Below are 25,304 nucleotides of genomic sequence, written 5' to 3'. Positions count from 1 at the left end.
GCAGTTTTTGGATTACAAATGTTTTTGACTGACGTGCTGACGGATGGCTGCCTCATCGAGTGGGCGCTTGGCGACGCCGGTCTCGACGGCGGCTTTGGCGACTGCGACTGCGACGGCGGGTGCGATTCGCTCATCGAAAGGGCTTGGGATGACGACCCCGTTTATGAGATCTTCCTCGGTCAACAAGTCGGCAATCGCGTGGACGGCCGCTTCTTTCATCTCTTCGTTGATCTCGGTGGCGCGAACGTCAAGCGCCCCGCGGAAAATACCAGGGAAGGCGAGGACGTTGTTCACTTGGTTGGCGAAGTCGGAACGACCGGTCGCGACGACACGCGCCCCGGCTTTTGTCGCGAGGTTCGGCATGATCTCCGGAATCGGGTTCGCGAGTGCGAAGATGACCGGATCGACAGCCATCGAACGAACCATCTCTTCGGTGACGGCACCGGCCGCCGAGACGCCGATGAAGACGTCGGCACCTTGAAGCACATCGGCGAGCGTCCCTTCATGTTGCTTCCGGTTTGTCGCTTTGGCGATTTGATCTTTGAATGGGTTCATCCCTTCGACGCGTCCTTCGTAAATTGCGCCTTTCGTGTCACAGATGACGAGGTCTTCGACACCGAAACGCTTCAACAGTTTCGCGATGGCGATGCCGGCAGCCCCGGCACCGTTCATGACGACCCGAAGTTCAGGCATCGTCTTGTCGACGAGTCGCAGTGCGTTGACGAGACCTGCTAGGACAACGATGGCCGTCCCGTGTTGGTCGTCATGGAAGACGGGAATCGGGAGCGTCTGTTTCAGGCGCGCCTCGATCTCGAAACATTCGGGCGCCTTGATGTCTTCTAAGTTAACGGCACCAAACGTCGGTGCGAGCAGTTCGACCGTCCGGACGATCTCGTCGACGTTATGCGTGTCGAGACAGATGGGGAACGCATCGACCCCGGCAAAGCTTTTGAACAAGACGGCTTTCCCTTCCATGACCGGGAGCGCGGCCTCTGGACCGATATTGCCGAGGCCGAGGACGGCACTTCCGTCCGAGACGACGGCGACCGTGTTGGCACGGAGTGTATAATCGTAAGACAATTCTTTATCTTCAGCGATGCGACGGCACGGTTCGGCGACACCCGGTGAGTAGGCGAGGCTGAGCGCTTCTTTCGTGTCGACGTCGACTTTCGGTGTCGTTTCCAATTTCCCGTGGTGCATGGCGTGCATCTCAAGTGCGCGTTCGTTCAATGTTTTCATAAGTCTCTCCCTGTGTGCTAGCGATTTTCATCTGTGCGAATACGAATCCATTGTAGCGGAGAAACCGCTTTCTTTCGAGGGTTTTGCCTGCATTTATGCGAACTATTTCTGAACGATTGTTCACAAATGTTGGATTGGTGATAAGACTTGGTGCTAGGGTGGGAAGGTCGAAAAAGGAGCCACAGTTTTTCTGTGACTCCTCTCTTAGATTAAGCTTTCGTTTTTCGTTTCTTCTTCTCCGCGAGACGTGCCGCCTCCGCTTGCCGTTTTTCCGCGTAGCGGAGCTCGCGCTCAAGCTTGACGAAGCTCTGATAGCGTTTCGCATCGAGCGTTCCAGATGTGATGGCGGATCGGACGGCACAGCCCGGTTCGGTGCTGTGCGAACAGTCCCGGAATCGACACGTCTCCGCGAGTGCCTCGATATCCCGAAACGTGTCGTCGAGGTGATCGGCCCCGTCCCAAAGTCCGAACTCACGCATGCCCGGGGTGTCGATGACGAACAAATCGTCAATCCGGAACAGTTCACGATGCGTCGTCGTGTGCTTGCCGCGCTCATCGCTCTCGCGTACGGCTTGTGTCTCGGCGACGGTCTCACCGGCAAGCGCGTTCGTCAGTGACGATTTCCCGACGCCGGACGAACCGACGAGTACGATCGTGCTTTCGCTCGGCAGTGCGGCTCGCAACGCCTCGACGCCATCGCCTGTGAGTGAACTGACAGGGAAGACATCGACCCCGGGAACCGTCAAAGCGAGCTCATCGACGAGCGCCTCGGCGTTGTCGACTTGGTCCGATTTCGTCAAGATGATGAGCGTGTGGCTCCGGTTTCCCACGCGGCGAGCGAATAGCGCTCGAGCCGGCGCAGGTTGAAATCATGTCCGCACGCCATCGTGATCAAGATAAAATCGACGTTCGCGCAGATCAATTGTTCGCGCGTCTCGTTGCCGGCCGCTGCCCGTGACAGGACAGTGCGCCGCTCAAGGAGACGCCGAATCACGCCTTGACCATGCTCACGAACGGTGAACTCGACGAAGTCACCGATGACCGGATAGTCGCGCTCGCTTTCGGCCTCATGTCGGAATTTCCCGGTGACACTGCACGTATAGTTCGCACTTTCAGTCGTGATGGTATACATATGTTGGAACTGTGCCGTGACACGTCCCGTTGTCGTTGTTTGATTCAAATAGAATCCTCCTTTTAGTTGTGGAGGACAGTCGCCCTCCTGTTGGCTGACAAAGTGTGTACTGCGAATTGTACGGTGCTCATAAAACATCATCCTTTCGTTGTTCGATGCCTCTAGTATAACACACGATTTGAGAACGCTATCATCTCAGTCTACAGACCGAGGGAAAACAAGCCTTCCGCTCGTCGCACTATTGAAAATAACGTATTATGATAAGAGTGTACTTAACGAGGAGGGATAATCGATGAATCGCCAGGTGAAGCAAGTATTGTTCATTGTGGCCGCGATCTCTTTAGTTCTCGTTCTAATCGGCTTTTTACCGAACATGATCATGTTCGGTTTGGGGGCGCTCTTAGCACTGTGGGCTGGAGTCAGATTCATGGCCGTGACACATGTCGGCGCAAAAATCGGTTACGGCGCGCTTGCCGTGATCGGGATCATCACAATTTTATCGAATATTTGGGCGTTGATCGGGATTGTGGTGGCATGGGTATTGTTTAAAGGGTATATGATGTATGCCACCCAAAAACAAGACGTCGAGATTTTCAATGCGGACGGGTCGCGTGCGAGCCGCAGCAGTTTTCAATCGTTCGATCAAGTTTGGCAGAAGTTTGTAAACCGTCGCTAAGATTCAAAAGGAGGACATCAAGATGAAAACACCATTTGACCAGTTTCGTGATTTAGCTAACGAGTTGACGAAAGAACTATCGAAAGAGATGAAGAAGTTTCAAGATAAAGAGGGGCCACGTTCGGCTCCACGCTCAAGTGGGGAAGCCGAATTGAACCGCCATATCCGCGGTGCTGAAAAAGAGGCGCTGTCAGTCGAACGTCTCGTTGAGCGTCAAAAGTCATTGCTCGAGGAACTTGCTACAAAACGCGATGACGCCAAGCAGATGGCCGATAAGCGTTACGAGCAGACGGAACTCGCCAAACAAGCAGGCGAAGACAAGCTCGCCGAACGGGCAGCTCTCGAGTCGAAGCATTACGGTGAGCAGTATCGTTATTTTGAAGGTCTCCTCGATGAAGGAGCACGTGAACTCGATGCCCTCGAGCGCCGAGCTCTCGAGATGCGACTGAAACTCGATGAGATGCAAAACAAACGGTATGAGTTCGCAATGCGTGAGAACCTGGATTTATTGAAAGGTGCGCTCGATCAAATCTTCGGGGCAGAGACGTCGAAGACACATCCATTCACGGAAGAAGAGAAAAAAGCAGAAGAGAAGAAACAAGAACCGGCCGCTGAAGAGAAGATCGATCCAGCGGACGAAGATGATTTCGAAGCAAAACTAAAAGAACTTGAGCGTCGTTTCAAACAAGACTGACGCAACGGTTCAGCGATGGTCCGGCGAATGGTTGGGCCATCGCTTCTTTGCTTCATGTTACATACTGTTAGAGAGGGGGAAGCAATGTGGAACGTTGGAACACACGCCAAATCATCGGCTTTATGATCATTCTATTCGCCATTGGACTATTTATCGATATCGCGACGGGTGGTAACAGCGTCCTCTTCAGCATGGTCGTCCCGCTATTGTTGCTGTATATCGGGCGTCGTTTTAGCCGCAAAGGCAATCAGCCGGTCAGCTATATCTTTTACGGGATTGGCGGTATCATGCTCGTCGGGCTCATCTTCTCGTCGGCGGCGTTCGGTTTTGTATTGTCAGGTTTATTGCTCATGTTCGGCTATCGGCTGTACAAGAATCGTCCGCTCGAATCGAGTCGGTTCAAGTCACATATCCGGCAAGAACAGGCCTTTTCGTTCGGGACGAAAGAGAGCGGTCACTACGTGCTTCAAGACACGAATGAATTCTTCTTGTTGCGTGACGTCGAACTCGACTTGTCGCGCGCCATCATTCCGGAGGGAGAGACGTTCTTACTATTGAACGGACTCGCCGGGGACGTCCGAATTCTCATTCCGGCCGGCTACGATTACTCGATTGATGCATCAATCGGATTCGGCAAGATTCAAGTCGATGAGTCGAACTATTCACCGGTGTTCAACCGTCGCTTTTACACGGCTTCGGACGATTATCAAGCAGCAACACGGAAAGTCCGCATCCATATCGTGCTCATGAGCGGAAGTGTCGAGGTGATGACCGTATGAAGAAGGATTCGTATCCAAGGACGGTCGTCTGGCATCAGTTATTTAGCAGCCTACTGACGGCACTGTTCGTCACGATCGCATTTTTAATAGGTGACTCGACTTCACTCCGAGATTTGTTCACACGTGAAGAAGGGTTGCCTTTCGGTGTGTCTATCCTCGTCATCGCCGTCTTGATTGGTAGCATCTTCGGGGTCGGTTCGTATTTTTATTTGCGACGCGACTTCCGGGAAGTGGCGATTGCCTTGTGGAAGCTTGAGAATCAAAAAGAGATTACATTCCGTCCATTGTCGCCTTATCGAGATACACTCGAACGGATCGCCCGGATTTCTAAGCAACGCACGGAAATGATTGAGATGGCCAAACGGGTCGGGGACCGACCTGTCAGTGTCGAGGAAGCGCGCAGCGAAGCAGTCGTCGAAGAACGGCGCCGTGTCGCCCGTGAACTCCATGACTCGGTCAGTCAGCAACTGTACGCCATCTCGATGATGACGACGGCGGCCAAACAGACGATCACTTCAAAACCAGACGTGGCGGCCAAACAAATCGAGCAGGTCGAAGTGATGGCACAAACTGCTCAGGCGGAAATGCGCTCGCTTCTGTTGCAACTCCGTCCGGTCGAGCTCGAAGGAATGACGCTCAAGACGGGAATCGAGCGCCTGTTAGAAGAACTGTCACGCAAACAATCGACCGAGCTCGTATGGCGCCTCGAAGAAGTCGAATTGTCGCGACATACTGAGAATGAACTGTTCCGCATCGTCCAAGAAGCGATTAGCAACACGCTTCGCCATGCGAAAGCGAAGCGACTTGAAATCGAAATGCGGACCGTGCAACAGACGGTCATCTTAAAAATAAACGACGACGGGATCGGCTTTAATGTCGATGATACACAAGTCGCCTCATATGGCTTACAATCGATAAGAGAGAGGACGGCTGAGGTCGGCGGGACGTTACGACTCGTCAGTGTGCCAGGCGTCGGTACTCAGATTGAAGTGCGTGTGAAACAACAAGTGGAGGGGTTAGAATGATTCGAGTCGTATTGATTGATGACCATGAGATGGTGCGGGCCGGCGTCTCGGCGTTTCTGTCGACGCAGCCTGACATCGAAGTCGTCGGAGAAGCATCGGATGGCGCGACAGGGGCCGAGCTTGCCATCGCCGAGAAGCCCGATGTCGTCTTGATGGATTTAGTGATGGAGCCTGTCGATGGGGTCGAGTCGACGAAGCGGATCAAGGCGAGTTGGAAAGAGGCCAAGATTTTGGTCGTGACGAGTTTCTTGGATGACGAGAAAGTGTATCCGGTCATCGAGGCCGGGGCTATGAGTTACGTCTTGAAAACGGCGAACGCCAACGAGATCGCCGATGCGATTCGTCAAACGGCAGCCGGCAATCCGGTCATGGCCGCCCAAGTGACGGGCAAGATGCTCGAACGGCTCCGACATCCGGAAAAGACGTTGCACGAGAGTCTGACGGCAAGGGAACGTGAGATTTTGCAATTGATGGCGGAAGGGAAATCGAACCAAGTCATCGCCGATGAACTATACATCTCGTTGAAGACGGTGAAGACACACGTCTCCAACATTTTGACGAAGCTTGACGTCTACGACCGGACGCAAGCCGTCGTTTATGCGTTTCAACATAATATCGTCAGTAAAGGATGAACAGGGTGCTTCCAAGCGCTGCACTCGAATTGTCCACACATGGCTACACGACAAACAAGGATCACGCCGACGCGTGATCCTTGTTTTTAGTTCTTCTGTGCTTGAATTTGTTCATCAATCTCCGATAAATATTCCCATCGCTCCATCTTCGCATCGAGCGCTTCTTTCAACGCGGCAATGTCGGCGTACAGTTCATTCACTTTACCGAGGTCGCTACCCGCTGCGGCGAGCCGTGCCTCGGCTGCTTCGATCTCAGATTCGAGAGAGGCGATATCATCCTCGATCGTCTCCCATTCTTTCTGCTCTTTAAAAGTGAATTTGACGACATCGACTTTGACACGCTCTTTCTTCTCTTTCGATTCTTTTTTCACTTGTTGCTTCGTCTGTTCTTGGAGTGTGGCTAAATAGTCACTGTACTCCGCATGATAAACGTTGATCGTCCCATCTTCGAAGGCGATGAGCTGCTCTGCAATCCGATCTAAGAAATAGCGATCGTGACTGACGGCGATGACCGTACCTGGGAACGACTCCAAGTAGTCCTCGAGGACAGAAAGTGTCTCCGTATCAAGGTCGTTCGTCGGTTCATCCAAAAACAGTACGTTCGGCTCGTCCATCAAGATACGGAGCAAGACGAGGCGGCGTTTCTCGCCACCGGATAGTTTGGCAATCGGTTTGTATTGAGCGTCCGGGGTGAACAGGAACCGTTCGAGCATCTGACTGGCCGTGATCGTCTCGCCGTCCGGCGTATAAATGACTTGAGCGATGCGTTCAATCTCATCGATGACGCGTCGCGTTGTGTCTTCGAATTCGACTTGTTGCCCATAATATCCGAGATGGACGGTTTCCCCGTGGACGACCGTCCCGTTCGTCGGTTCGAGGCGGTGGGCAAGCAAGTTCATGAGTGTCGTTTTCCCACTCCCGTTCGGTCCGACGATGCCATACCGTTCCCGGCGTCCGAACAACCACGTGAAATCTTCAATGAGCAAGTGATCGTCATAACCGAAGGACAAGTTCTCCACCTCGATTACTTTTTTCCCGAGGCGGCGCGAACCGACGGATACTTCGAGCGCCTCATCCTCGGCAAGCGTCTCTTGATGCTTCAAGTCCTCGACGCGCTGGATGCGTGCCTTCTGTTTCGTCGTCCGTGCCTTGGCACCACGACGCAGCCAAGCGAGCTCACGACGCAAAATGTTTTGCCGCTTTTGCTCCATTGAATGCGACCGAGCTTTTCGTTCGGCACGCTTCTCAAGGAAGAGCTCATAGTTGCCGTCATAGAAGTAACTCGTGCCATCGGCGATTTCAAGGATATGATTCGTGACTCGGTTCAAGAAATAACGGTCATGGGTGATGAGCAGGATGGCCCCCCGGTAATCAGCGAGAATCGTCTCAAGCCAAGCAATCGTATCGGCGTCGAGTTCGTTCGTCGGCTCATCGAGTAATAGTAAGTCAGCTTCGTCGAGTAGGGCTGCGGCCAAAGCGACCCGTTTCTGTTGTCCACCGGAAAGCGAGCTGATCTCTGCCGTCACGTCCGGAAGACCGAGCCGATTTAAAATCGATTTCAACTTCGCTTCAGTCTCCCATGCGTCGGCTGCATCGACTGCTTGCTGGGCTTTCATAAAGCGTTCCAACCATTGTTCGCTCGTCGGGTTCGCCTCGAGTGCTTGGCGCGCGAGCTCATACTGTTTCAACGCCTGGACGGACGGGGTGTCACTCGTGAACAACGCGTCTAAAATCGTTTGCCCGGGGGCGAAGTCGACCGTTTGGGTCAAATAGCGAATCCGGTAATCGTTCGGGTGTTGCATCGAACCCCGGTCTGCGGTCTCGACGCCGGCGATGATTTTTAAGAACGTCGACTTTCCGGAGCCGTTGACCCCGATGACCCCGATGCGATTACCTGGGTGAATCGTCATCGTGACGTCGTCGAACAAGACTTTATCTGCAAATTCTTTATGAATGCCTTCGATGGCTAATAAACTCATGATTCTTCTCCTTCAACGACGCGGCGGATCATCGTCTCTGCCAGCGCCGCAATTTCTTTATTCGGGACGTCTGCCGGATCGATGACCGGTAAAAACGTGACGTCGACCGTACCCGGTGTGATTCGGTTTGTCGTCTCGAGCAAATGGTGGCTTCCTTTAATGGCGACAGGGATGATTTTGGCACCGCTTGATGTGGCGAGCGTCAGGCTACCAGCTTTGAACTCTTTGATTGGTCCGCCTTTTGAGCGGGTGCCTTCCGGGAAGACGATAATCGACTGTCCTGATTGGATCGTCTCGACGCCGGAACGGATTGCTTTAATGGACTGGCGCCGGTCGCTGCGGTCAATGAAGATACAACCCATCAGTTCCATCCAACGCGGAATGATTGGGAACTTTTGCACTTCGATTTTTGAGATAAACGCTTTTGGATGTTTCGTCGCTGTGATCATAATCGGGACATCAAAGTTCCCTTGGTGGTTCGCGACGTAGACGACCGGTTCATTCGGGATGTTCTCTTGGCCGTGAACACGGACGCGAGCGCCGGCGATTCGTAGTAGAAAGCTTGCCCACTTATAGGCGACGGTTTGGACGTATCCATAACGTTCCGGGGGCGTCAGTCGCTTCGCTTTCGGATAGAACGGAAGTGTCAGCGGTAAGACGGCGAAAAAGGCGATAAACCAGATGGCGGTGCGGATCATACATATTTCTCCTCTCGATCGTTCAGTAATGAGTCTGGACACGAAGAAAGAGTCTTCCTCTCTTGACGAGAATCCGACTCTTCGGCATGAATCTTTATTCCCAGAAGCGAGAATCGCTTTCCTCTTCTTCTTCCTCGAGTTCGAACGTGATTCGTTTATTCACCGGGTCCACAGCAAAGTAAGCCCCATCTTGTTCGATGCTCTTGAACTGCATGACTTGGTCACTGCCGATTTCAAGCGTGAGTCGAATGCGATTGTCATCGTCGACGAGCAAGATGCCGTCTTCTTTCAGCCATAGCTCCATGACAGGTGAATAACGCAATAGCCATTCGTTCGATAAAGGGATTTCGTTCATACGTGTTTGTGCCTCCTACGGGTTGAGTCCGTTTTGCTCTTCTTGTCTAGAATAGAATAACAAAAGTGGAGGGGGAAGACGAGCGTTATGTAGAACGTTTACGCGTAGTTGAATGCATGCGCGCCACGATGCGCTTGATCTTTTTTTGATTCCGGCGCTCGATGAGCAAGACGTTCGTTTGTGCGACCAACTGTTTAAATGAAGATAAGCCCATAGCGAGCAATACGGCGAACAGGAATGTACCGATCGGGTCTTTGAAAAAACCGGTTTGGAGCGAGACGGACAAACCGACGACCGAAAGAATCGTGGTGAGAAAATAAAATAGCATGAGTGACTCTCCCTTCCCAGATGATTCAATAATAAAAGCCGAACGTTATGTTCGTTCGACAGATGCATAAAAAATCCCTTTTTTTGTCGGAACAAAACAAAAAAACGCCTTCTGTCAGGAGAGGGCGTTTACTCTTGGACCATCGTGACGGATGAAGATACGTTCGTATCGACTCCGTTTGAAAAAATGAAGCTAAGTGAAGCGAGTAGCGCGAAGAAAGCAATCAATAAGCCTTTCATGAAGCGCTTCGCGAATGATCGAGATTGTACATCAAACATTTTATATCCCCCGTTCGGCCATGGCTGAAACCTAATTCGTTAAACAACACTTCCTTAATAATAACGTTTTCAAAATGTGGATACTAGATGGAAAATGCACGTTCACAAAATTGTCACAAAATTTGAAATATAGAAGCTAGTATATGGACCCATTTAGCAAAACGGGGGGCAATCTTGTTCACGGTTTAGACACAATTGAACGGAGTAAGGAAATCGAACGTGATATGATTAGGAACGTGTGTAGGTAGGTATACTGACAGTAATAGATGAAAAAGGATGTGGATTGTATGGCATTACGTGCAGGAGAAGTAGTAGACTTGGTCGCGGAACGTTCAGCTGATTTTGGTGTGTTTATCGGAAACGGTCGCGAAGAGGTACTCCTTCATCGAAAAGAACAAACTGAAGAAGTCACAGTCGGACAGACGGTGCGGGTCTTCCTTTATCACGACTCAGAAGGACGTCTCGCTTCGACGATGACGATTCCGAGCGTCACGTTCGATGACTATGAGTGGTATGAAGTGACTGGAGTCCGGTATAACACCGGTGTGTTCGTCAATATCGGGATTCAAAAGGATGTACTCGTCTCATTAGATGATCTTCCTGAGAACCGGTCGTATTGGCCAAAAGAAGGGGACAAGCTTTGCATTCGTCTCAAGTACGATCAAAAGAGCCGTCTTCTCGGGGAACCGGCCCACTATGCGTACTTGAACTTGTTGGCGCGTCCCGCTAAAGAGGAATGGGGCAATCAAGATGTCCATGCGGTCGTCGTCAATCGACGCGAAGTCGGTGTGAACGTCTGGGTCGAAAATGAATCACTCGGTTTCTTACATGAAGCAGAGATGACACGTTGGCCACGTCTCGGTGAGCAATTGACCGTGCGTGTGACGCAAGTGAAACAAGACGGGACGGTACTCGTCTCGATGAAACCACGGGCATATGAGGCGATCGACCCGGACGCGGAAAGTATCCGTGCTTATATTGAAGAACGCGGCGGCCAAATGCCTTATGGCGACAAGACGGCGCCGGACGTGATCGATCGTGAGTTCGGGATGAGTAAAGCGGCGTTCAAACGCGCACTCGGGAAACTGCTGAAAGAAAAGCAAGTTGAAAAACTCGACAACGGCTATAAATTGAAATAAGATAACTCATGTCCAGGTGGCTATGAAAAGTTTTAGAATGTATTTCTTTCATTTTAGAAACAAATACGTTATAGTTAGTAAAGTTGACTACGAGGAAACATTGGAAAAACGTCTGTAGAACAAAACCTCAGACGTTTTTTGTATGAAAAAAGGAGAATATAATTTGACAAAATTCCAAGATTTACAGTTAAGTGAAGCATTAGTAAAAGGTGTACTCAAAATGGGCTTCGAAGAAGCTACACCGATCCAAGCTGAGACAATTCCTGTCGCACTCACAGGAGTGGACGTATTAGGTCAAGCGCAAACAGGTACAGGGAAAACAGCAGCTTTCGGTATTCCGACAATTGAGCGAATCGACACAAAGGCACGTCAAGTCCAAGCACTTGTTCTTGCACCGACACGTGAACTTGCGATTCAAGTTGCAGAAGAATTGAACAAAATCGGTGAAGCGAAGCGCGTTTACGCACTTCCAGTATACGGTGGCCAACAAATCGACCGCCAAATCCGTGGTTTGAAAAAGAACCCACAAATCGTCGTTGCCACACCGGGCCGCCTCATGGACCACATGAAGCGTAAGACGATCAAACTCGACGAGATCCAAACTGTGATCTTGGACGAGGCAGATGAAATGCTCAACATGGGCTTCGTTGAAGACATCGAGATGATTTTGAAAGGCCTTCCGGCTGAACGTCAAACGCTTCTCTTCTCTGCAACAATGCCACCACAAATCAAGAAGATTGCTGAGCGCTTCATGAAGTCGCCGACGATCATCAAAGTAAAAGCGAAAGAAATGACAGTTGAGAACATCAACCAACAATTCCTCGAATTGCGCGAAGGTCAAAAATTCGATACGCTTTGCCGCTTGATCGACATCGACTCGCCAGAACTCAGCATCATCTTCGCTCGTACGAAGAAACGTGTTGACGAAGTGACAGAAGCACTCATCAAACGTGGTTACACGGCTGATGGTCTTCACGGTGACTTAACGCAATCAAAACGTGACCAAGTCATCCGTCGTTTCAAAAACGGCACAATTGACATCTTGGTCGCGACAGACGTTGCAGCCCGTGGTCTTGATATCACAGGTGTCACACACGTTTACAACTTTGACGTCCCACAAGACCCGGAAAGCTACGTGCACCGTATCGGACGTACAGGCCGCGCTGGTAAAACAGGTACAGCCCTTACGTTCATCACGCCACGTGAATTCGGTCAAGTCAAAGCAATCGAACGCGTAACGAACAAGAAAATGAACCGTCGTCACGTACCGACAATCTCAGAAGTGCTCGAGGGCAACCAAAAGCAATCGGCTGAAGAATTGATCGAACGTGTTCAAGCGGGCGACTTCAAAGCTTACACGCAACTTGCGACTGAGCTTCTTGAAGAATACGAAGCAGTCGAGCTTCTTGCAGCGGCACTTCGTGGATTGACGAAAGAGCCAGATTCAACTCCGGTTGAAATCTCGTATGCAGAACCAGTACGCGTCAAACGTCAAGGTGGACGTAACGACCGTGGTGGATACCGTGGAAATCGCAGCGGCGGCGGAGAACGTCGTGGCGGCGGTGACCGTGGCGGACGCAGCGGTGGCGGCGGTGGATACCGTGGCAAACGTAGCGGTGGAGACGACCGTCGTCGTTCAGACGACCGTGGCCCACGCCGTCCGCGTGACTAATCAATAACTAAAACCGCATCTCCTTAAGTGGATTTGCGGTTTTTTTTATGGTGTCATGCTACACTAAATGAGTAGAGACAGAAAAATGAGGTGTCAACGGATGATTGAACTAGGTTTTGGTCTCGTCATACTAGTGGCGTGCGTCCTGGCTTTGAAACCGATTATTACGCGGACCGAGCGTCCGAATTTTCGATATATCCCGGTCGCCACGCTCCTGTTCGGCGCGATGATTTGGCTTGTGATGGCCATCGGCGTGGGCGGGAAGATGGGAATCGGCTACGGTGTGATGAGTATCGTATATTTCATTGCTTGTTTCGGTGCCTATATGTATGTGCATACACGAGCGAGCTGAACCCAGCTCGCTTTCGTGTTTAGAAAAAAGACGAGGTGATCAAGTTGGACGCAGTGGATGTGATGATGAATCCAGAAGAAGTCGAAGTGACATTTGAACCAATCCTGGGAGCCGCCACCTTCCAAGTAGAAGGTTATATGGTCCATGGACAGTTCAGGGGCGAGTCGCTCACCCCATTCTTTTACGACGATGACGTTCCGCTCGAGTATCAGCTCGATATCGCCAAACGGATGGAGCGTTTAGCGGCCGAACAGTTAAGGGATGCGACGCAATTCGTCACGTTCCGATGTCGTTCAGAGTGGATTCTCGAACAAGGAGGCGAGGCGTTTTTGGCCCCGCTTCGAGAATTGAACTTCCCGCTCCATCGCATTTATGTGACGCTTCAAGGGACGGATCTCGTTGACGTGTCACGCTTGTCACGAGTCGTCCAATATTATCGTTCATCTGGTGTTAAAGTCGCGCTCGACTTCGCAGAATCAACGAGCATCGAAGACATCATGACGGTGGCGCCTGAGATGTTGCTCGTCGATTTGGCGACGATGGTCGAGAAGAAGACGTTATCGGTCACGTATCCGCAAATGCTTCAGACGATGGAATATATCGCTTCCCGTCTCGGGGCTCCGCTCCTCTATAAATCGATCGACCATCTCGGACAGTTGCGTTATGCGTGGCGTCATGGCGGACGTTATTATATGGGAAGTCTCCTCGGGCAAAGCGATGCGATGCCGCCGCGCGAAGCGAAAGGCATGAGCGTATTGACGCAAGAAGTACCGTCGTTCTTCTTGCACGATCAAGAGCGATTAAAGCGATTATATGAATTGGAGTTCGAACTCCATAAACGAATCCACGACCTCGTCCAAAGCGGGAAGTGGTCGCGCGATAAAAAAGATGAATGGTTGCTCCATATTGCCCCGAAACTCGAAGGGACGTTCGTCCGTTACTATTTGACGGACCAAACCGGGTTCCAGACGAGCGCGAACGTCTATCAGGCACAGTCCGCTTGGACGGTCGATAACACGTATCGCGGCTATAATTGGAGTTTCCGTCCGTACTTTATTCGGACGATGGCGGCGATGGACGTGCGCGGACGAGGCTATTTGTCCGAGGATTATCGCGACTTCAGTTCGAACGAAGTGACGCGGACGTTCAGTTATCCGTTACCGGACGGCATGTTCTTGTTTGCCGATTTATCAGAAGAGTTCTTATATCAAAATCGACTATTAGATTGAGAGGGAAAATGATGTTAGATTATGATTACGATGCATTGCGCGAGATTGGGCGGATTGTCGCCTTGGCGCGCGACGAGATGGCGAAAGCAGTCAAGCCAGGCATGACGACGAAACAGTTGGATGAAATCGGGCAGCGTGTTTTAGAAGCGGAAGGGGCCGCCTCGGCCCCGATTACGATGTATGAGTTCCCGGGTTATACGTGTATTTCCATCAATGAAGTCGCAGCCCATGGGATTCCAGGTGACCTCGTCATCCAAGACGGTGACGTGGTCAACGTCGACGTATCGGCCGTGAAGGACGGCTACTATGCCGACACAGGACGTACGGTCATCGCGGGCACACCGAAATCGGCTAAACACGAGCGTTTGGTCGAAGTGTCATTGACATCGCTCGAAGCGGGTCTCAGCAAAGTGAAGGCCGGCGTCAAGGTCAACCAAATCGGGAAAGCGATTTATGCCGATGCCCGTAAGAACGGCTTCACGGTCATCCGTAACTTGGCGGGCCACGGCCTCGGTCGCACGCTCCACGGTGAGCCGGAGACGATTTCGAACTACTATAGCCGTGAAGAGAACGACATCTTGAAAGAAGGACAAGTCATTGCCGTCGAAACGTTCATCTCGACGAAAGATGAAATCGTCTATCAATCGGAAGAGGACGGTTGGTCGTTGTTCACCCCGAACAACAGCCTCGTCTCCCAGTTCGAGCACACGGTCGTCGTCACGAAAGACGGCTATGAAGTATTGACGGGCACATTCCGTTAACGATGAAAAGGCGGCAGACGCGAAGTCTGCCGCCTTTTTTGCGGAGTTTTTACAGGAGTCGAATCGTCTGTTCACTCAGTTGCTCGATTTTCGTCCAATCCGGTGCGACCTGGTCGGGAAGCATCAATTGTCCGTTCTCGACTTCGAGCGGGGTATCGAGCAAATCGGTCTCGAAGTAAGCGCTCGTCCCGGCCATATCGGCCGGGTAGGCGGCTCCGCTCAATGAGGCGAATAAGAGCGTGTGATAACGGCCGATGGAGGACTCATACATCCCACCGACCCAGTAGGGGGTGCCGCTATCGCGAATCGCGAGCGCCTCGCTCCAGCCGCCGACGCGGGCCGGTTTGATATTGACGATGCGACCGGCTTGAAGTCGATGCATCGTCGCCACGTCTTGAGCCGCACTGATCGATTCATCGAGACAAATCGGTGTGGTGAGCCGTGCCTGCAAGTCCGCTGTCTCGACCCAATGTGTGCTCGGATAAGGCTGTTCGATCATCAAGAGACGGTAGGTGTCCAATGCCTCGAACCAGTCAAGCGATTGCTTGGAGCCACTTCCGTTCAAATCAATCATGAGCGGGGCGTCCGGAAAAACGCTGCGAATCTCGCCGAGCGCAGGAAGCAGTTCATGCGGGGACGCTTTTAACTTGATCCGGTCGAATCCGGACGCGAGCGCAGCCTCGATGGCGTTCAACGTCTGACTGAGCAGACCGATGCCAATCGTCCGGCCGCATGCCACGGCATCGCCGGCTTGGACGTATTGTTTTAATGTCTGATTCGCGCGGGCCGCTTCCACTTCCCATAGAGCGCTCTCCCACATCGCTTTCGCCATCGGTTGGCCGATGATCGAGCTGACATGGGGACCGAACGAGGCGGCAGACAACGTCATCCCTTTCAGAAGTTGGACAATCAAAGCGGACGTATCGATGACGGAGCGGACGGTCTCAGCCGTATACCATGGCGTCTCGAACGCGACACCTTCCCCGTAGCCGACAACACCGTCGACCGTCTCCAGCCGGAGAATGACCGTCCGTCTCGTCGTCAACACGGCGTGGGCGGTGACAATCGGATGTTTGAACGTGAGGGGGACGATATACAGTTCAGCGCGACGAATCATGGTCAGCCTCCTTTAAGCGATGACGCATCAATTTACCGTTGGCGTTACGAGGCAGCTCGTCGACGGCAATCCATGCTTTCGGATGTTTATAAGATGCCAGATGGTCGTGCAGCAGCTGAATCGCCTCATCGAAATCGAACGTACCGACCGTGAAGGCGACGGGTACCGCTCCCCAAGTCGGGTCGGGACGACCGACGACCCCGACGTCTTGAATGCCCGGGCAACGCAATAACACGCTCTCGATTTCGGCCGGATAAATGTTCTCACCGCCGGAGATGATCAAATCACTGCGGCGGTCATGGACGTACAAGTAACCGTCTTTCATCGTGCCGAGGTCGCCCGTTTGCCAATAGCCGTCGGGCGTCCAAGCATCGGCCTCTGGCTGTTTATAGTAACCAGGGGTCACCGTCGGTCCGTTCACTTCAATCTCCCCATCCGCATTGATACGGAGTTGGGTCGGCGCGATTGCTTGACCGCTCGAACCGATGTGGGCGAGTGCCTCGGCTGGCAACAGCGTCGCGACTTGCGAACACGTCTCCGTCATCCCGTACGTCTGGGCGACCGGTAACTGCCGCCGCTCGGCTTCTTCGAGCAACGGACGCGGTACGGGACCGCCGCCGACGAGCAGAAGTTGCAACTGATGGCGGGAGAGACCTGCGTCGAGGAGCCGCTTAAGCATGACCGCAACGAGCGAGATGTGGGTGATTCTTGCCGTCGCAATCAACTCGAGTGTACGAGCGACATCGAACTTCGGTTCGACGTATAGTAGCGAACCGAAACGAGCGCTCCGATACACTTGCGCGAGTCCGCTCATATGGAAGAGCGGCGTCACGACGAGCATCCGGTCACTTGTCCCGTAACCGAGGCGCGTCTTGGCCGCCTCGGCGCTCGCGACGTGATTGCCGAACGTCTGCTTTACGGCCTTGGCCCGTCCAGTCGTGCCTGAGGTGAACATGAGCGACATGACTTCATCGTCTGCCCACTCGTGCGGTGTAGCGAGTGACGCCTCATCTCGTGACGTCAACGCGAATTGGGTGATCGACAGTTCAATCGGTTCATCGACGAGCAATACATCGATATCGGCCGTCTCGATTTGTCCTGCCAGTTCGCTCATCGTCAACCGTGTGTTGAGCGGAACGAGTACTTTTCCGAGTAACTGGATGGCGTGGACAGCGATGACATAATCAGCGCTGTTCACAGCGCGTAATCCGATATGCCGGGCTTCGGGTGCGACCCGTTCCAGGAAGTGGGCCAAACGGGAGCTTTCCGTGCTTAACTCGGCCCAAGTCAAACTGACGGACGCGGTGACGAGTGCCATGGCGTCGCGTCGATGTTGTGTCACATAACGATTCATCATCAGAACCTCCAAAAAAAGAGTAGCGAAGTCGCTACTCTTTGTCGATTTACGGGAAACGCGGGAACTGACCGAAGTCTGGGTCGCGTTTTTCTTTGAAGGCGTCGCGGCCTTCTTTTGCTTCGTCTGTCGTGTAGTAGAGAAGCGTCGCGTCGCCGGCAAGCTGTTGAAGTCCTGCGAGTCCGTCCGTGTCGGCGTTCATCGCTGCTTTCAAGAAGCGAAGGGCCGTCGGAGAGTGTTGCAAGATCTCTTGGCACCATTGGATCGTCTCGGCTTCAAGTTGCTCGAGTGGAACGACCATGTTGACGAGTCCCATGTCAAGCGCTTGCTGTGCGTCGTATTGACGGCAGAGGTACCAGATTTCGCGTGCTTTCTTGTGCCCGATGATGCGGGCCAAGTAACCTGAACCGTAACCGGCATCGAACGAGCCCACTTTTGGTCCAGTTTGACCGAAACGGGCGTTGTCGGCTGCAATCGTCAAGTCACAGACGACGTGCAAGACGTGTCCGCCACCGATCGCATAACCGGCTACCATGGCGATGACTGGTTTCGGGATGACGCGAATCAAACGTTGAAGGTCGAGGACGTTCAAGCGTGGAATCTCGTCGTCACCGACGTAGCCGCCGTGGCCGCGTACTTTTTGGTCGCCGCCTGAGCAGAAGGCTTGATCGCCTTCACCAGTCAAGATGATGGCACCGACTTCTTTATCGTCACGGGCGCGTGCGAACGCGTCGATGAGCTCGTTGACCGTGAGTGGACGGAACGCGTTCCGTACTTCCGGGCGGTTGATGGTAATTTTGGCGATGCCGTTCCACTTCTCGTACTTGATATCTTCGTACGTGCGGACCGATGTCCAGTTTGCTACTGATTCCATTTAAATTCCCCCTAAAATCAATTTCTCTATCATTGTACCAAATTGTTGGGCATTCTCGACATGTGGAGCATGAGATGCGTCCGAAATTTCATGAATTTCAATATCGGGACGAATCAACTGCATATTCCGAGCAATCTGTTGAAACTTCACATCGTGTTCCCCGACGATCAAATCGGTGCGAGGTAAACGGTCGAGTAGCGGCCAGAGCGACGGCATGCTACCCGTCCCGATGGCGCGGAGGCTGTCCGCGAGTGCGGCTGGACGTTGGGCCAACCGCTCAGGACGGAGGGCGGCGCGCATCTCGTCGGTTTGATGCCAGAGCGGAAGACGTTCCCAACGGTCAACGAACGCCTCAAGTCCTGCGCGCTCGATGAATTCGGCGAGCTTTTCGTCTTGAAGCCGGCGTTGTCGACGTTCAGCCGCTATGTTGAGCCCGGGCGTCGTGCTAATGCCGATGAAGTGGTTGACCCGACCATCATAGGCGGCGAGTGTCATCCCGATACGTCCGCCGAGCGAGTAACCGACGACCGTCCACGGACCTTCGTCCGTATCGAGTAGCGCCGATAAGTCCCTCACCTGTTGACTCATCTTGGCACGCCCGACCGCTTGCTGTCCGGTGCCGCCGTGTTGCAATAGCGACGGGGCGACGAGCCGGACGGGGAGCTCAGGGAACTGGGAGATCCAAGCCGCACTCCCGGTGAACCCATGAAGAAGCAAAACGGGACGGCCGCTCCCACGTTCGAGCAACTCATAGGAGACGCCACGCACGGAACGCATCACGATTCGTTCTCCGTCGTCAAACGGTCCGTGAGCGAAGCGGTCCAACGACGATGCTCGGCCACGTTCCTAGCGCGATCAGACGGAAATTCGATCAGCTGAACGCCTGCTTCAATCGCCGTCATGACATCTTCAGGCTGCTCGAGCAAGCGATAGCTGAGTCCGTATGTGTCAGCGAATCCACGTAGATTCAACTGCAGCGGCGTCCCGAACAAGTCCTCGAACATTTGCGGTGCGATCGAAGCTTGTGGCAAGAAAGAGAAGATGCCGCCGCCATCATTGTTGACGACGACGATGGAGAACGTACCTGGGTGCGATTTGACGAGTTGCAGGGCGTTGCTGTCATGATAAAACGCCAAGTCGCCAATTAACAGGGCGGCCTTGTCCGTATCGTGACAGGCACCGAGCGCGCTCGAGATGATGCCGTCAATCCCGTTCGCCCCGCGATTGGCGAGGACGTCGATTGACTGACCGGCTGAAAGTGTTGTATCGATATCACGGATCGGCATGCTATTGCTGACGAAGATGCGATCAAGACGAGACGCCAGCAAATGACGCGTCAATGCGCTTTCTCCGCTCAAAGCAGGTTTTGCGGATTCGGCGACGCGTTCGAACAATGCGAAACGATCGAATAAGTCGGCGTCATAGTCTTTGTTGATGGTGGCGACATAATCAATCGCATCGCCGTACACGACCGTGGCGCTGTTCGACGGGTCGCGGAACGATCCCGGTTGCTCGATCAAGACGTATGGCACGTCGTGAAGCCACTGATTCAGCCGTTTCGAGACGGGAGCAGCCCCGAACCGGACGACCGCGTCAGGTGTCCATTCCGTGCGATGCTCGCTCGCGAGCCACGCGTCATAGTTCGTCAAGACATGGTCAAACCGGCGCATCCCGCTCAATGGGTCGGCGAAGACCGGAATACGATGGGCCAGCGCCGACGCGTAGAGAGGCTCAAGCCATGATGTCGGAGTACCTGGTCCGACGATGAAGGCGAGACGATTGACGTCAATCTCTTGTTTGAACCGTTTCAAGTCGAGACTTGTCGGTTTAAGATAGGTCGGCTCAGAGGATTCGGCTTGACCGCCCAGGAGTGACGTCAAGCGCTCGATATCCGGCAACAACGGTTCACGGAACGGGATGTTCACATGGACCGGACCGAACGGCGCATGCATACTCGTCCGGACGAGCCGGGCGACTGTCTGTTCCATGTAGCGCTGACTCGCTGCTTCAGGAACGGGGAGGTCGACGCTCGCTTTCACGTGTTCGCCGTACAGTCGAACTTGGTCGATCGCTTGAGGCGCCCCGACGTTCCGAAGTTCGTGCGGCCGATCGGTCGTCAACACAACGAGCGGCAGTTGTGAGATATTTGCCTCGGCCACCGCCGAAAAGTAGTTGGTGGCGGCAGTACCGCTCGTGCAGATGAGCGCGACCGGGCGCAACGATGATTGCGAACGAGTCAACCCGAGTGCGAAAAAGGCGGCCGACCGTTCGTCGACGATGATATGATGTCGGACGCTCGGATGAAGATAGGCGGCCATGGCGAGCGGTGTCGAGCGAGAGCCGGGACTGATGACGACGTCCTCGACCCCTTGTTCGACGAGCCGGTTCATCATACCGGCGACCCACTCCGTTAACGGTTCATTCATGCTTCATTGCCTCCTGCGCGTACTTTGTCCAATCCGAGAGCTTGCTTGATTGGACTGAGCTTGATTTCTGTCTCGGCGAGCTCCGCTTCGAGTTCAGACTCTTGGACGATTCCACAGCCTGCGTATAGCGCCACGAATTGATGGTGGACAAGAGCCGACCGGATCGAGACGACGAACTCTCCTTCACCGTCCGTGTTCAGCCAACCGAACGGTGACCCGTACCAGCCGCGGTCGAACCGTTCAATCTCGCGCAACAAGCGGACAGACGTCCGTTTCGGAGATCCACCGAGCGCCGGGGTCGGGTGGAGCGACTCGATGATCGACAGCAAGGATGCGTTCGTATCGAGCGTTGCTTGAATCGGTGTGTGCAGATGGAACACCGACCGGTTCTCCAAGATGCGCGGCGACTCCGGTGCCTTGATGGTAGCCGCGTATGGTGTGAGGGCGTTCTTGATGTCCTTCACGACGATTTGGTGTTCCTCGAGGTTTTTGGCGTCGTGGAGTAACGTCTGTTTGGCTACATCCGATTCGATCTCGGTGTCTGGTCGCTTGATGGTGCCGGCGATGGCGGCCGTTTCAATGTACGGTCCTTGTTTCTTGACGAGCCGTTCCGGCGTCGCTCCGAAAAATCCGATTTCCCGCTTCGGCTGATACAAGAACACGTAACTGCCCGTCTGATGTTCTGACAAGTGGCGCAGTGTCGTCGCGAACGGGAACGCCTCTTCCGAGGTCTGGTAGATTTCTTCCCGGGCGATGACGATCTTTTCGACTCGTTCTTCAGTGATGTTCAGTTTAGCTTGTTGGAAACTCGACTTGAAATGGTCGACGCCGTCTTTGACTTGCGAGTAAGTCGGTGTTTGTTCGTCGGGCGCATGTAGCGCGTTGAACTGGGCGAGTTGATCGGCCAATTGAATCAAATATTGTTCGACCGAACGTTTGGCCGAGACGAGCGTCGAAACGGTCAACGTGTGCTTGTCGCCCGAGCGGCGATATAGAAATTTCGGCACGACCAACGATGCTTCACCGAACGCTTCCCACATATTTTTTTGGGGCCGCACGAACGTGTCGAACGAAAAGCCCGAGAACGCATAAATGACCGCGTCGACGTCCCGGCGGTGCAGGCTCCAATCGTACTGTAGACGTTGGAAACGTTCGGGACCAGAAGCCGTCAACACGAGCGCATCGGCACATCCGAGCATCTCGAGGGAGCGGTCTGGCGTCGAAAAATAGTAGTGGGACGTTTCAGTGTTTTGAATAATATGGAACGCGTCGAACGAAGGGATTTCCCACGTGTACGAGGCAAGTACCGGTCGTTGCCAAGCACGTGCCCGTTTATGGGCTTGTTCGATTCGTTGTTTAATGTGTGTTTGAGTATCTGGCATGAAAGAAAAGCCTCCTCAATCCAATGGAATTCTCATTCTTTAGTGTATCATGACTTCACAACAGAACTGGCCGTCAAATGCTCGAGAAAGTGAAGGGAGCCGTCCGAGCGGCGGGCATTGACAGGTTTTTTCAAAGAGACGTAAACTAACGAAGGGAGGGAAGTGCATGAAGAAGAGAGAGAAAGGTGCGTATTGGCGCATGATTCGCCCGCATACGTTGACAGCGAGCTTCATACCGGTGCTGTTAGGGACGTTCATCGTCCTCGGGCAAGTCGAGTTGAAGTGGGGATTGTTCTTAGCGATGCTCATCGCCTCGGTCTTGATTCAAATCGCGACGAATTTATTTAATGAATATTATGATTACAAGCGTGGACTCGACCACGAAGGTTCCATTGGAATCGGTGGCTCGATCGTACGTGATGGGTTCACACCCGGACAAGTGCTCGGGATCGCGCTCGGTATGTATGGGGTGGCGGCTGTGCTCGGGCTCTATATTGCGGCTTCAACGAGTTGGCATTTAATTTGGATCGGTGTGCTGTCGATGGTCGTCGGATTCCTGTACACGGGAGGTCCGCTCCCGATCGCCTACACGCCGTTCGGGGAAATCGTCGCTGGCCTATTCATGGGTTATGTCATCATCGGCATCTCGGGATATATCCAAATCGGGACGGTGACGACAGAACTGTTGCTCGTATCGTTTCCGATGGCGCTTTTGATCGGGGCGATCTTGCTCGCGAACAACATTCGTGATTTGGATAATGATAAAGTGAATGGGCGCAAAACAATCGCCTGTCTCGTCGGACATCGTCGTGCCGTTCTCGTCTTGGCCGGATTCTTTATCGCGGCATTGGTCGGCATCCTCGTCGCCGTATTCGGGTTTGGCGTGACGCCGTGGGTGCTGTTGTCATTGCTGACAATTCCAATCATGGTACGGGCAGTGAAGCGTTTTTGGGTCAAGCGTGAACCGGCTGAACTCATGCCGGCGATGGCGATGACTGCAAAAGTGAACACGTTGTTTGGCGCTTGGATGGTCATCGGGTTAATGGTCGCGCGGCTAATCGCGTGAATTAAGAGGAGGGAACCACATGTCAGTCGTTCAAGAAATGCTAGCGTTCAATGAAAAATTCGTAACAGAGAAACAATATGAGCAATTTGTCTCGGATAAGTTTCCCGATAAAAAAATCGTCATTTTAACGTGTATGGATACGCGTCTGACGGCGTTGTTGCCTCAAGCCCTCGGACTAAAAAACGGGGATGCCAAAATCATAAAAAATGCGGGAGCCGTATTGTCACATCCGTTCGGATCGGTCATGCGTTCGATCCTCGTCGCGTTGTATGCGCTCGGGGCCGAAGAGGTCATCGTCATCGGTCATTATGATTGCGGCATGGCGGCGATCGATCCGAATGCGGTCATCGCAGAAATGGAACGTCGCGGCATTGAACCGCAGACACTTCAAACACTCAAGTCGTCAGGGATGGATTTGGAGAAGTGGTTGCACGGGTTTGACTCGGTCGAAGCGAACGTCGTCAACTCGGTCAACCTCGTCAAAAACCACCCGCTCTTGCCGCCGGGCACGAACGTCCATGGGTTCGTCATCGACCCTGCGACTGGTCGTCTCGACGTCGTCGAAGCATAATGCAAAAGGCGGTCTCTTCTGGAGAGACCGCCTTTCTTTCGTTACCCGTATGTGTTGACGGGGATATCTTTATAGTCGTCATCGTCCGAATCTTTTGATTTGGACTTTTTATTTTTCTTATAGTTTTTCTCGTACTCACGTTCGCTCGGCGTTTTGAAGAAACGTTGCCAAGTAGCGTTGATTTCTGAGCCGATCAAAATGATCATGCCGGTCAATTGTAACCAAAGCAACGTGACGATGATTCCTCCGAGTGAGCCGTACGTCGAATCGTAATTGCCGAAGTTCGAAACGTACAGGCTGAAGCCGAGGGAGACGAGCTGCCAGGCGATGACGCCGAAGATCGCACCTGGAATCGTGCTTTTCCAGAACACGTGTTGCTGCGGGGCGATTTTATAGAAAATTGACAACGTGAAAATCAAGATGACGGTCGTCAACACGTAGCGGAACACGTTGATCAAGATGACGTCGGCCCCCGAAATAGGGATGAAACGGGCAACGAAATCGATGATTTGCGAACCGAACACGTTCGAGACGATGAGCAGTAACATGCCAACGCCGAGTAATAACGTCAACCCGAGGGCGATGCCTTTGCTGACGAAGAAATTACGTTCGTTATCTTCCCCGTACGCGTGAATCGCCATATTGATCAAGCGTTCAACCCCTTTAGCCGCCGACCAAATGGCTAAAATCGCACCGATCGAGAGGAGTCCGCCGCGCGGTTCGCCGATGGCGTCGAAGATACCGGTCAAAAATTCAGTCGCGGCCGCCCCGGGCGCCAAGTTGTTCAACTGCTCTTGGAACGACGCCTGAGAAATGTCAAAGAACGACAGCAATGCGAGAATGAAGATGATACCCGGGAAAATCGATAAGAACCAAAAAAAAGCGAGTGTCGCGCCGTAATCTTGAACATCATGTTCTTTGAAGCGACGAAGCAACTCTTTCCCGAAGGCGAACCAATTCTTTTTTTCTTTTACTTCTGTAGTATCCATATATGAGCCTCCTGAACGTTATCGTTAGAAACTTTCTTTCCCGAAATGTCAGGAGGCTACACATGAAATCAGTCTTCGGCCAGCGTTTTATTGAAAAATCGTTCGGCTTCATTCGACAGCAAGTCGGCGAGTGATGGTGGTCGTACCGGCAAATGGCTGAGCGCGCTTCGCTTCACCCACATCGGCGTATACGACCCGTTCGTTTGCTCTGCTTGAAATTCTTCACCTGTCCCGGTCCCGAACTCACCACCGGTCATCCGGGCCCAGTAGTATGGGTTCAACTCTCCATTGAAGGCGACATGTGCGGCCACGCCTTCAAGTTCGACGTGGACGCCGAGCTCTTCGAACGCTTCACGGACGGCCGTCTCTTCAGCCGTATGACCGAATTCGACACCGCCGCCCGGAAACACATAATACAAAAGGTTTTCTTTCTCTCGGCGAATGAGCGCGACTTCGTCATGTTCATTCACGAGGATGATGGCACTGCGTAATTTCGTTCTGACCAATGGAATCGTTCCTTTCGATTTCGTATCGTGAACAAAACGCATCGACTCGCG

The 25,304-nt window shown here is 53.0% G+C and carries 28 protein-coding genes; 12 read left to right on the top strand and 16 right to left on the bottom strand.

Annotated features, from left to right (window positions below; genetic code table 11):
• Window positions 1–12: 12 nt before the first annotated feature.
• From KNP86_RS10555 to KNP86_RS15685, 3 genes are all read right to left on the bottom strand, one after another.
• Window positions 13–1,239 (bottom strand): NAD(P)-dependent malic enzyme, encoded by a 1,227-nt coding sequence (locus KNP86_RS10555; protein WP_214754240.1) that lies wholly within the window; start codon window positions 1,237–1,239, stop codon window positions 13–15.
• A gap of 209 nt (window positions 1,240–1,448) precedes the next feature.
• Window positions 1,449–2,069, bottom strand: a complete 621-nt coding sequence (gene rsgA, locus KNP86_RS15690; protein ID WP_353048172.1) for a ribosome small subunit-dependent GTPase A — start codon at window positions 2,067–2,069, stop codon at window positions 1,449–1,451.
• On the bottom strand, window positions 2,036–2,419 hold the full coding sequence (locus KNP86_RS15685; RefSeq protein ID WP_251130497.1) for a ribosome small subunit-dependent GTPase A: 384 nt from the start codon (window positions 2,417–2,419) through the stop codon (window positions 2,036–2,038). Before KNP86_RS15685 ends, rsgA begins: the two co-directional genes overlap by 34 nt.
• A gap of 244 nt (window positions 2,420–2,663) precedes the next feature.
• On the opposite strand from KNP86_RS15685, the gene KNP86_RS10545 reads away from it, so the two are divergent.
• The 5 genes from KNP86_RS10545 to KNP86_RS10525 all read left to right on the top strand — a co-directional run bounded on the left by KNP86_RS10545 (window position 2,664) and on the right by KNP86_RS10525 (window position 6,177).
• Complete coding sequence (locus KNP86_RS10545; protein ID WP_214754238.1) at window positions 2,664–3,047, top strand: lmo0954 family membrane protein; 384 nt, start codon at window positions 2,664–2,666, stop codon at window positions 3,045–3,047.
• Between the two features lie 22 nt (window positions 3,048–3,069).
• Window positions 3,070–3,741 (top strand): PspA/IM30 family protein, encoded by a 672-nt coding sequence (locus KNP86_RS10540; RefSeq protein WP_138859937.1) that lies wholly within the window; start codon window positions 3,070–3,072, stop codon window positions 3,739–3,741.
• A gap of 86 nt (window positions 3,742–3,827) precedes the next feature.
• Window positions 3,828–4,520 (top strand): cell wall-active antibiotics response protein LiaF, encoded by a 693-nt coding sequence (liaF, locus tag KNP86_RS10535; protein WP_034781097.1) that lies wholly within the window; start codon window positions 3,828–3,830, stop codon window positions 4,518–4,520.
• Window positions 4,517–5,545 (top strand): sensor histidine kinase, encoded by a 1,029-nt coding sequence (locus KNP86_RS10530; protein WP_034781091.1) that lies wholly within the window; start codon window positions 4,517–4,519, stop codon window positions 5,543–5,545. The genes liaF and KNP86_RS10530 overlap by 4 nt, the downstream gene beginning before the upstream one ends.
• Window positions 5,542–6,177 carry a response regulator gene (locus KNP86_RS10525; protein ID WP_034781089.1) on the top strand — a complete coding sequence of 212 codons (636 nt, stop codon included), beginning with the start codon at window positions 5,542–5,544 and terminating at the stop codon, window positions 6,175–6,177. The genes KNP86_RS10530 and KNP86_RS10525 overlap by 4 nt, the downstream gene beginning before the upstream one ends.
• 86 nt (window positions 6,178–6,263) lie before the next feature.
• Here KNP86_RS10525 and KNP86_RS10520 read toward each other — a convergent pair whose 3' ends face one another.
• The 5 genes from KNP86_RS10520 to KNP86_RS10500 form a co-directional block, all read right to left on the bottom strand.
• The gene (locus tag KNP86_RS10520) at window positions 6,264–8,156 is read right to left on the bottom strand and encodes an ABC-F family ATP-binding cassette domain-containing protein (RefSeq protein WP_034781087.1); all 1,893 of its coding nucleotides are present in this window, start codon (window positions 8,154–8,156) and stop codon (window positions 6,264–6,266) included.
• Window positions 8,153–8,854 (bottom strand): lysophospholipid acyltransferase family protein, encoded by a 702-nt coding sequence (locus tag KNP86_RS10515; protein WP_214754235.1) that lies wholly within the window; start codon window positions 8,852–8,854, stop codon window positions 8,153–8,155. The genes KNP86_RS10520 and KNP86_RS10515 overlap by 4 nt, the downstream gene beginning before the upstream one ends.
• A 94-nt stretch (window positions 8,855–8,948) precedes the next feature.
• A complete protein-coding gene (locus KNP86_RS10510) occupies window positions 8,949–9,209 on the bottom strand; it encodes a hypothetical protein (RefSeq protein ID WP_034781079.1) in 261 nt (86 codons plus the stop codon).
• Between the two features lie 85 nt (window positions 9,210–9,294).
• On the bottom strand, window positions 9,295–9,537 hold the full coding sequence (locus KNP86_RS10505; RefSeq protein ID WP_034781078.1) for a hypothetical protein: 243 nt from the start codon (window positions 9,535–9,537) through the stop codon (window positions 9,295–9,297).
• Between the two features lie 128 nt (window positions 9,538–9,665).
• Entirely contained in the window at window positions 9,666–9,815 is a 150-nt protein-coding gene (locus tag KNP86_RS10500) for a hypothetical protein (protein ID WP_021067792.1), read from the bottom strand.
• 287 nt (window positions 9,816–10,102) lie between these two features.
• Here KNP86_RS10500 and KNP86_RS10495 point away from each other — a divergent pair, with 287 nt between their 5' ends.
• From KNP86_RS10495 to map, 5 genes are all read left to right on the top strand, one after another.
• A complete protein-coding gene (locus KNP86_RS10495) occupies window positions 10,103–10,954 on the top strand; it encodes a CvfB family protein (RefSeq protein ID WP_034781077.1) in 852 nt (283 codons plus the stop codon).
• A 163-nt stretch (window positions 10,955–11,117) separates the two neighbouring features.
• Entirely contained in the window at window positions 11,118–12,626 is a 1,509-nt protein-coding gene (gene cshA / locus KNP86_RS10490; protein WP_214754233.1) for a degradosome RNA helicase CshA, read from the top strand.
• Between the two features lie 100 nt (window positions 12,627–12,726).
• On the top strand, window positions 12,727–12,978 hold the full coding sequence (locus KNP86_RS10485) for a hypothetical protein (RefSeq protein ID WP_034781064.1): 252 nt from the start codon (window positions 12,727–12,729) through the stop codon (window positions 12,976–12,978).
• Between the two features lie 35 nt (window positions 12,979–13,013).
• The gene (locus KNP86_RS10480; RefSeq protein ID WP_353048171.1) at window positions 13,014–14,207 is read left to right on the top strand and encodes an EAL-associated domain-containing protein; all 1,194 of its coding nucleotides are present in this window, start codon (window positions 13,014–13,016) and stop codon (window positions 14,205–14,207) included.
• An 11-nt stretch (window positions 14,208–14,218) separates the two neighbouring features.
• Window positions 14,219–14,968 (top strand): type I methionyl aminopeptidase, encoded by a 750-nt coding sequence (gene map, locus KNP86_RS10475; RefSeq protein WP_138859932.1) that lies wholly within the window; start codon window positions 14,219–14,221, stop codon window positions 14,966–14,968.
• A gap of 49 nt (window positions 14,969–15,017) precedes the next feature.
• Here the strand turns inward: map and menC are convergent, their stop codons facing one another.
• Genes menC through KNP86_RS10445 form a run of 6 tightly spaced genes read right to left on the bottom strand, consistent with a single transcriptional unit; the run spans window position 15,018 to window position 22,121 of the window.
• Window positions 15,018–16,085 (bottom strand): o-succinylbenzoate synthase, encoded by a 1,068-nt coding sequence (gene menC / locus KNP86_RS10470; protein WP_214754229.1) that lies wholly within the window; start codon window positions 16,083–16,085, stop codon window positions 15,018–15,020.
• Complete coding sequence (gene menE, locus KNP86_RS10465; protein ID WP_251130496.1) at window positions 16,069–17,442, bottom strand: o-succinylbenzoate--CoA ligase; 1,374 nt, start codon at window positions 17,440–17,442, stop codon at window positions 16,069–16,071. Before menE ends, menC begins: the two co-directional genes overlap by 17 nt.
• Window positions 17,443–17,488: 46 nt before the next feature.
• A complete protein-coding gene (gene menB / locus KNP86_RS10460; protein ID WP_214754227.1) occupies window positions 17,489–18,313 on the bottom strand; it encodes a 1,4-dihydroxy-2-naphthoyl-CoA synthase in 825 nt (274 codons plus the stop codon).
• A complete protein-coding gene (locus tag KNP86_RS10455; protein WP_214754315.1) occupies window positions 18,314–19,090 on the bottom strand; it encodes an alpha/beta fold hydrolase in 777 nt (258 codons plus the stop codon).
• The gene (gene menD, locus KNP86_RS10450) at window positions 19,090–20,739 is read right to left on the bottom strand and encodes a 2-succinyl-5-enolpyruvyl-6-hydroxy-3-cyclohexene-1-carboxylic-acid synthase (RefSeq protein ID WP_214754225.1); all 1,650 of its coding nucleotides are present in this window, start codon (window positions 20,737–20,739) and stop codon (window positions 19,090–19,092) included. The genes KNP86_RS10455 and menD overlap by 1 nt, the downstream gene beginning before the upstream one ends.
• Window positions 20,736–22,121: an isochorismate synthase gene (locus KNP86_RS10445; RefSeq protein ID WP_034781040.1), complete on the bottom strand. Its 1,386-nt coding sequence runs from the start codon at window positions 22,119–22,121 to the stop codon at window positions 20,736–20,738. Before KNP86_RS10445 ends, menD begins: the two co-directional genes overlap by 4 nt.
• 166 nt (window positions 22,122–22,287) lie before the next feature.
• Here KNP86_RS10445 and KNP86_RS10440 point away from each other — a divergent pair, with 166 nt between their 5' ends.
• Together KNP86_RS10440 and KNP86_RS10435 are read left to right on the top strand one after the other, a co-directional pair.
• Entirely contained in the window at window positions 22,288–23,187 is a 900-nt protein-coding gene (locus KNP86_RS10440; RefSeq protein WP_138859928.1) for a 1,4-dihydroxy-2-naphthoate polyprenyltransferase, read from the top strand.
• A gap of 19 nt (window positions 23,188–23,206) precedes the next feature.
• Complete coding sequence (locus KNP86_RS10435; RefSeq protein ID WP_034781037.1) at window positions 23,207–23,758, top strand: beta-class carbonic anhydrase; 552 nt, start codon at window positions 23,207–23,209, stop codon at window positions 23,756–23,758.
• 41 nt (window positions 23,759–23,799) lie between these two features.
• Here the strand turns inward: KNP86_RS10435 and KNP86_RS10430 are convergent, their stop codons facing one another.
• Both KNP86_RS10430 and KNP86_RS10425 read right to left on the bottom strand, forming a co-directional pair.
• A complete protein-coding gene (locus KNP86_RS10430; RefSeq protein WP_214754223.1) occupies window positions 23,800–24,747 on the bottom strand; it encodes a YihY/virulence factor BrkB family protein in 948 nt (315 codons plus the stop codon).
• A gap of 68 nt (window positions 24,748–24,815) precedes the next feature.
• Entirely contained in the window at window positions 24,816–25,253 is a 438-nt protein-coding gene (locus KNP86_RS10425) for an NUDIX domain-containing protein (protein WP_034781346.1), read from the bottom strand.
• Window positions 25,254–25,304 lie beyond the last annotated feature (51 nt).

This window comes from Exiguobacterium sp. s16 (genome assembly GCF_018618115.1).
Taxonomy (GTDB): Bacteria; Bacillota; Bacilli; order Exiguobacteriales; family Exiguobacteriaceae; genus Exiguobacterium; species Exiguobacterium mexicanum_A.
The sequence above is the reverse complement of the archived record's forward strand: the minus strand, read 5'-3'. Positions and strand labels throughout refer to the sequence as shown.

Coding starts and splice junctions, on each gene's coding strand:
- KNP86_RS10445 (WP_034781040.1), bottom strand. CDS start 22,121: ATGCCAGATACTCAAACACACATTAAACAACGAATCGAACAAGCCCAT.
- KNP86_RS10485 (WP_034781064.1), top strand. CDS start 12,727: ATGATTGAACTAGGTTTTGGTCTCGTCATACTAGTGGCGTGCGTCCTG.
- KNP86_RS10435 (WP_034781037.1), top strand. CDS start 23,207: ATGTCAGTCGTTCAAGAAATGCTAGCGTTCAATGAAAAATTCGTAACA.
- KNP86_RS10540 (WP_138859937.1), top strand. CDS start 3,070: ATGAAAACACCATTTGACCAGTTTCGTGATTTAGCTAACGAGTTGACG.
- KNP86_RS10525 (WP_034781089.1), top strand. CDS start 5,542: ATGATTCGAGTCGTATTGATTGATGACCATGAGATGGTGCGGGCCGGC.
- menE (WP_251130496.1), bottom strand. CDS start 17,442: ATGATGAATCGTTATGTGACACAACATCGACGCGACGCCATGGCACTC.
- KNP86_RS10505 (WP_034781078.1), bottom strand. CDS start 9,537: ATGCTATTTTATTTTCTCACCACGATTCTTTCGGTCGTCGGTTTGTCC.
- KNP86_RS10430 (WP_214754223.1), bottom strand. CDS start 24,747: ATGGATACTACAGAAGTAAAAGAAAAAAAGAATTGGTTCGCCTTCGGG.
- menD (WP_214754225.1), bottom strand. CDS start 20,739: ATGAATGAACCGTTAACGGAGTGGGTCGCCGGTATGATGAACCGGCTC.
- KNP86_RS10530 (WP_034781091.1), top strand. CDS start 4,517: ATGAAGAAGGATTCGTATCCAAGGACGGTCGTCTGGCATCAGTTATTT.
- menC (WP_214754229.1), bottom strand. CDS start 16,085: ATGATTCGTCGCGCTGAACTGTATATCGTCCCCCTCACGTTCAAACAT.
- KNP86_RS10495 (WP_034781077.1), top strand. CDS start 10,103: ATGGCATTACGTGCAGGAGAAGTAGTAGACTTGGTCGCGGAACGTTCA.
- KNP86_RS10510 (WP_034781079.1), bottom strand. CDS start 9,209: ATGAACGAAATCCCTTTATCGAACGAATGGCTATTGCGTTATTCACCT.
- KNP86_RS10555 (WP_214754240.1), bottom strand. CDS start 1,239: ATGAAAACATTGAACGAACGCGCACTTGAGATGCACGCCATGCACCAC.
- map (WP_138859932.1), top strand. CDS start 14,219: ATGTTAGATTATGATTACGATGCATTGCGCGAGATTGGGCGGATTGTC.
- KNP86_RS10520 (WP_034781087.1), bottom strand. CDS start 8,156: ATGAGTTTATTAGCCATCGAAGGCATTCATAAAGAATTTGCAGATAAA.
- KNP86_RS10545 (WP_214754238.1), top strand. CDS start 2,664: ATGAATCGCCAGGTGAAGCAAGTATTGTTCATTGTGGCCGCGATCTCT.
- KNP86_RS10455 (WP_214754315.1), bottom strand. CDS start 19,090: ATGCGTTCCGTGCGTGGCGTCTCCTATGAGTTGCTCGAACGTGGGAGC.
- KNP86_RS10440 (WP_138859928.1), top strand. CDS start 22,288: ATGAAGAAGAGAGAGAAAGGTGCGTATTGGCGCATGATTCGCCCGCAT.
- KNP86_RS10515 (WP_214754235.1), bottom strand. CDS start 8,854: ATGATCCGCACCGCCATCTGGTTTATCGCCTTTTTCGCCGTCTTACCG.
- menB (WP_214754227.1), bottom strand. CDS start 18,313: ATGGAATCAGTAGCAAACTGGACATCGGTCCGCACGTACGAAGATATC.
- KNP86_RS10500 (WP_021067792.1), bottom strand. CDS start 9,815: ATGTTTGATGTACAATCTCGATCATTCGCGAAGCGCTTCATGAAAGGC.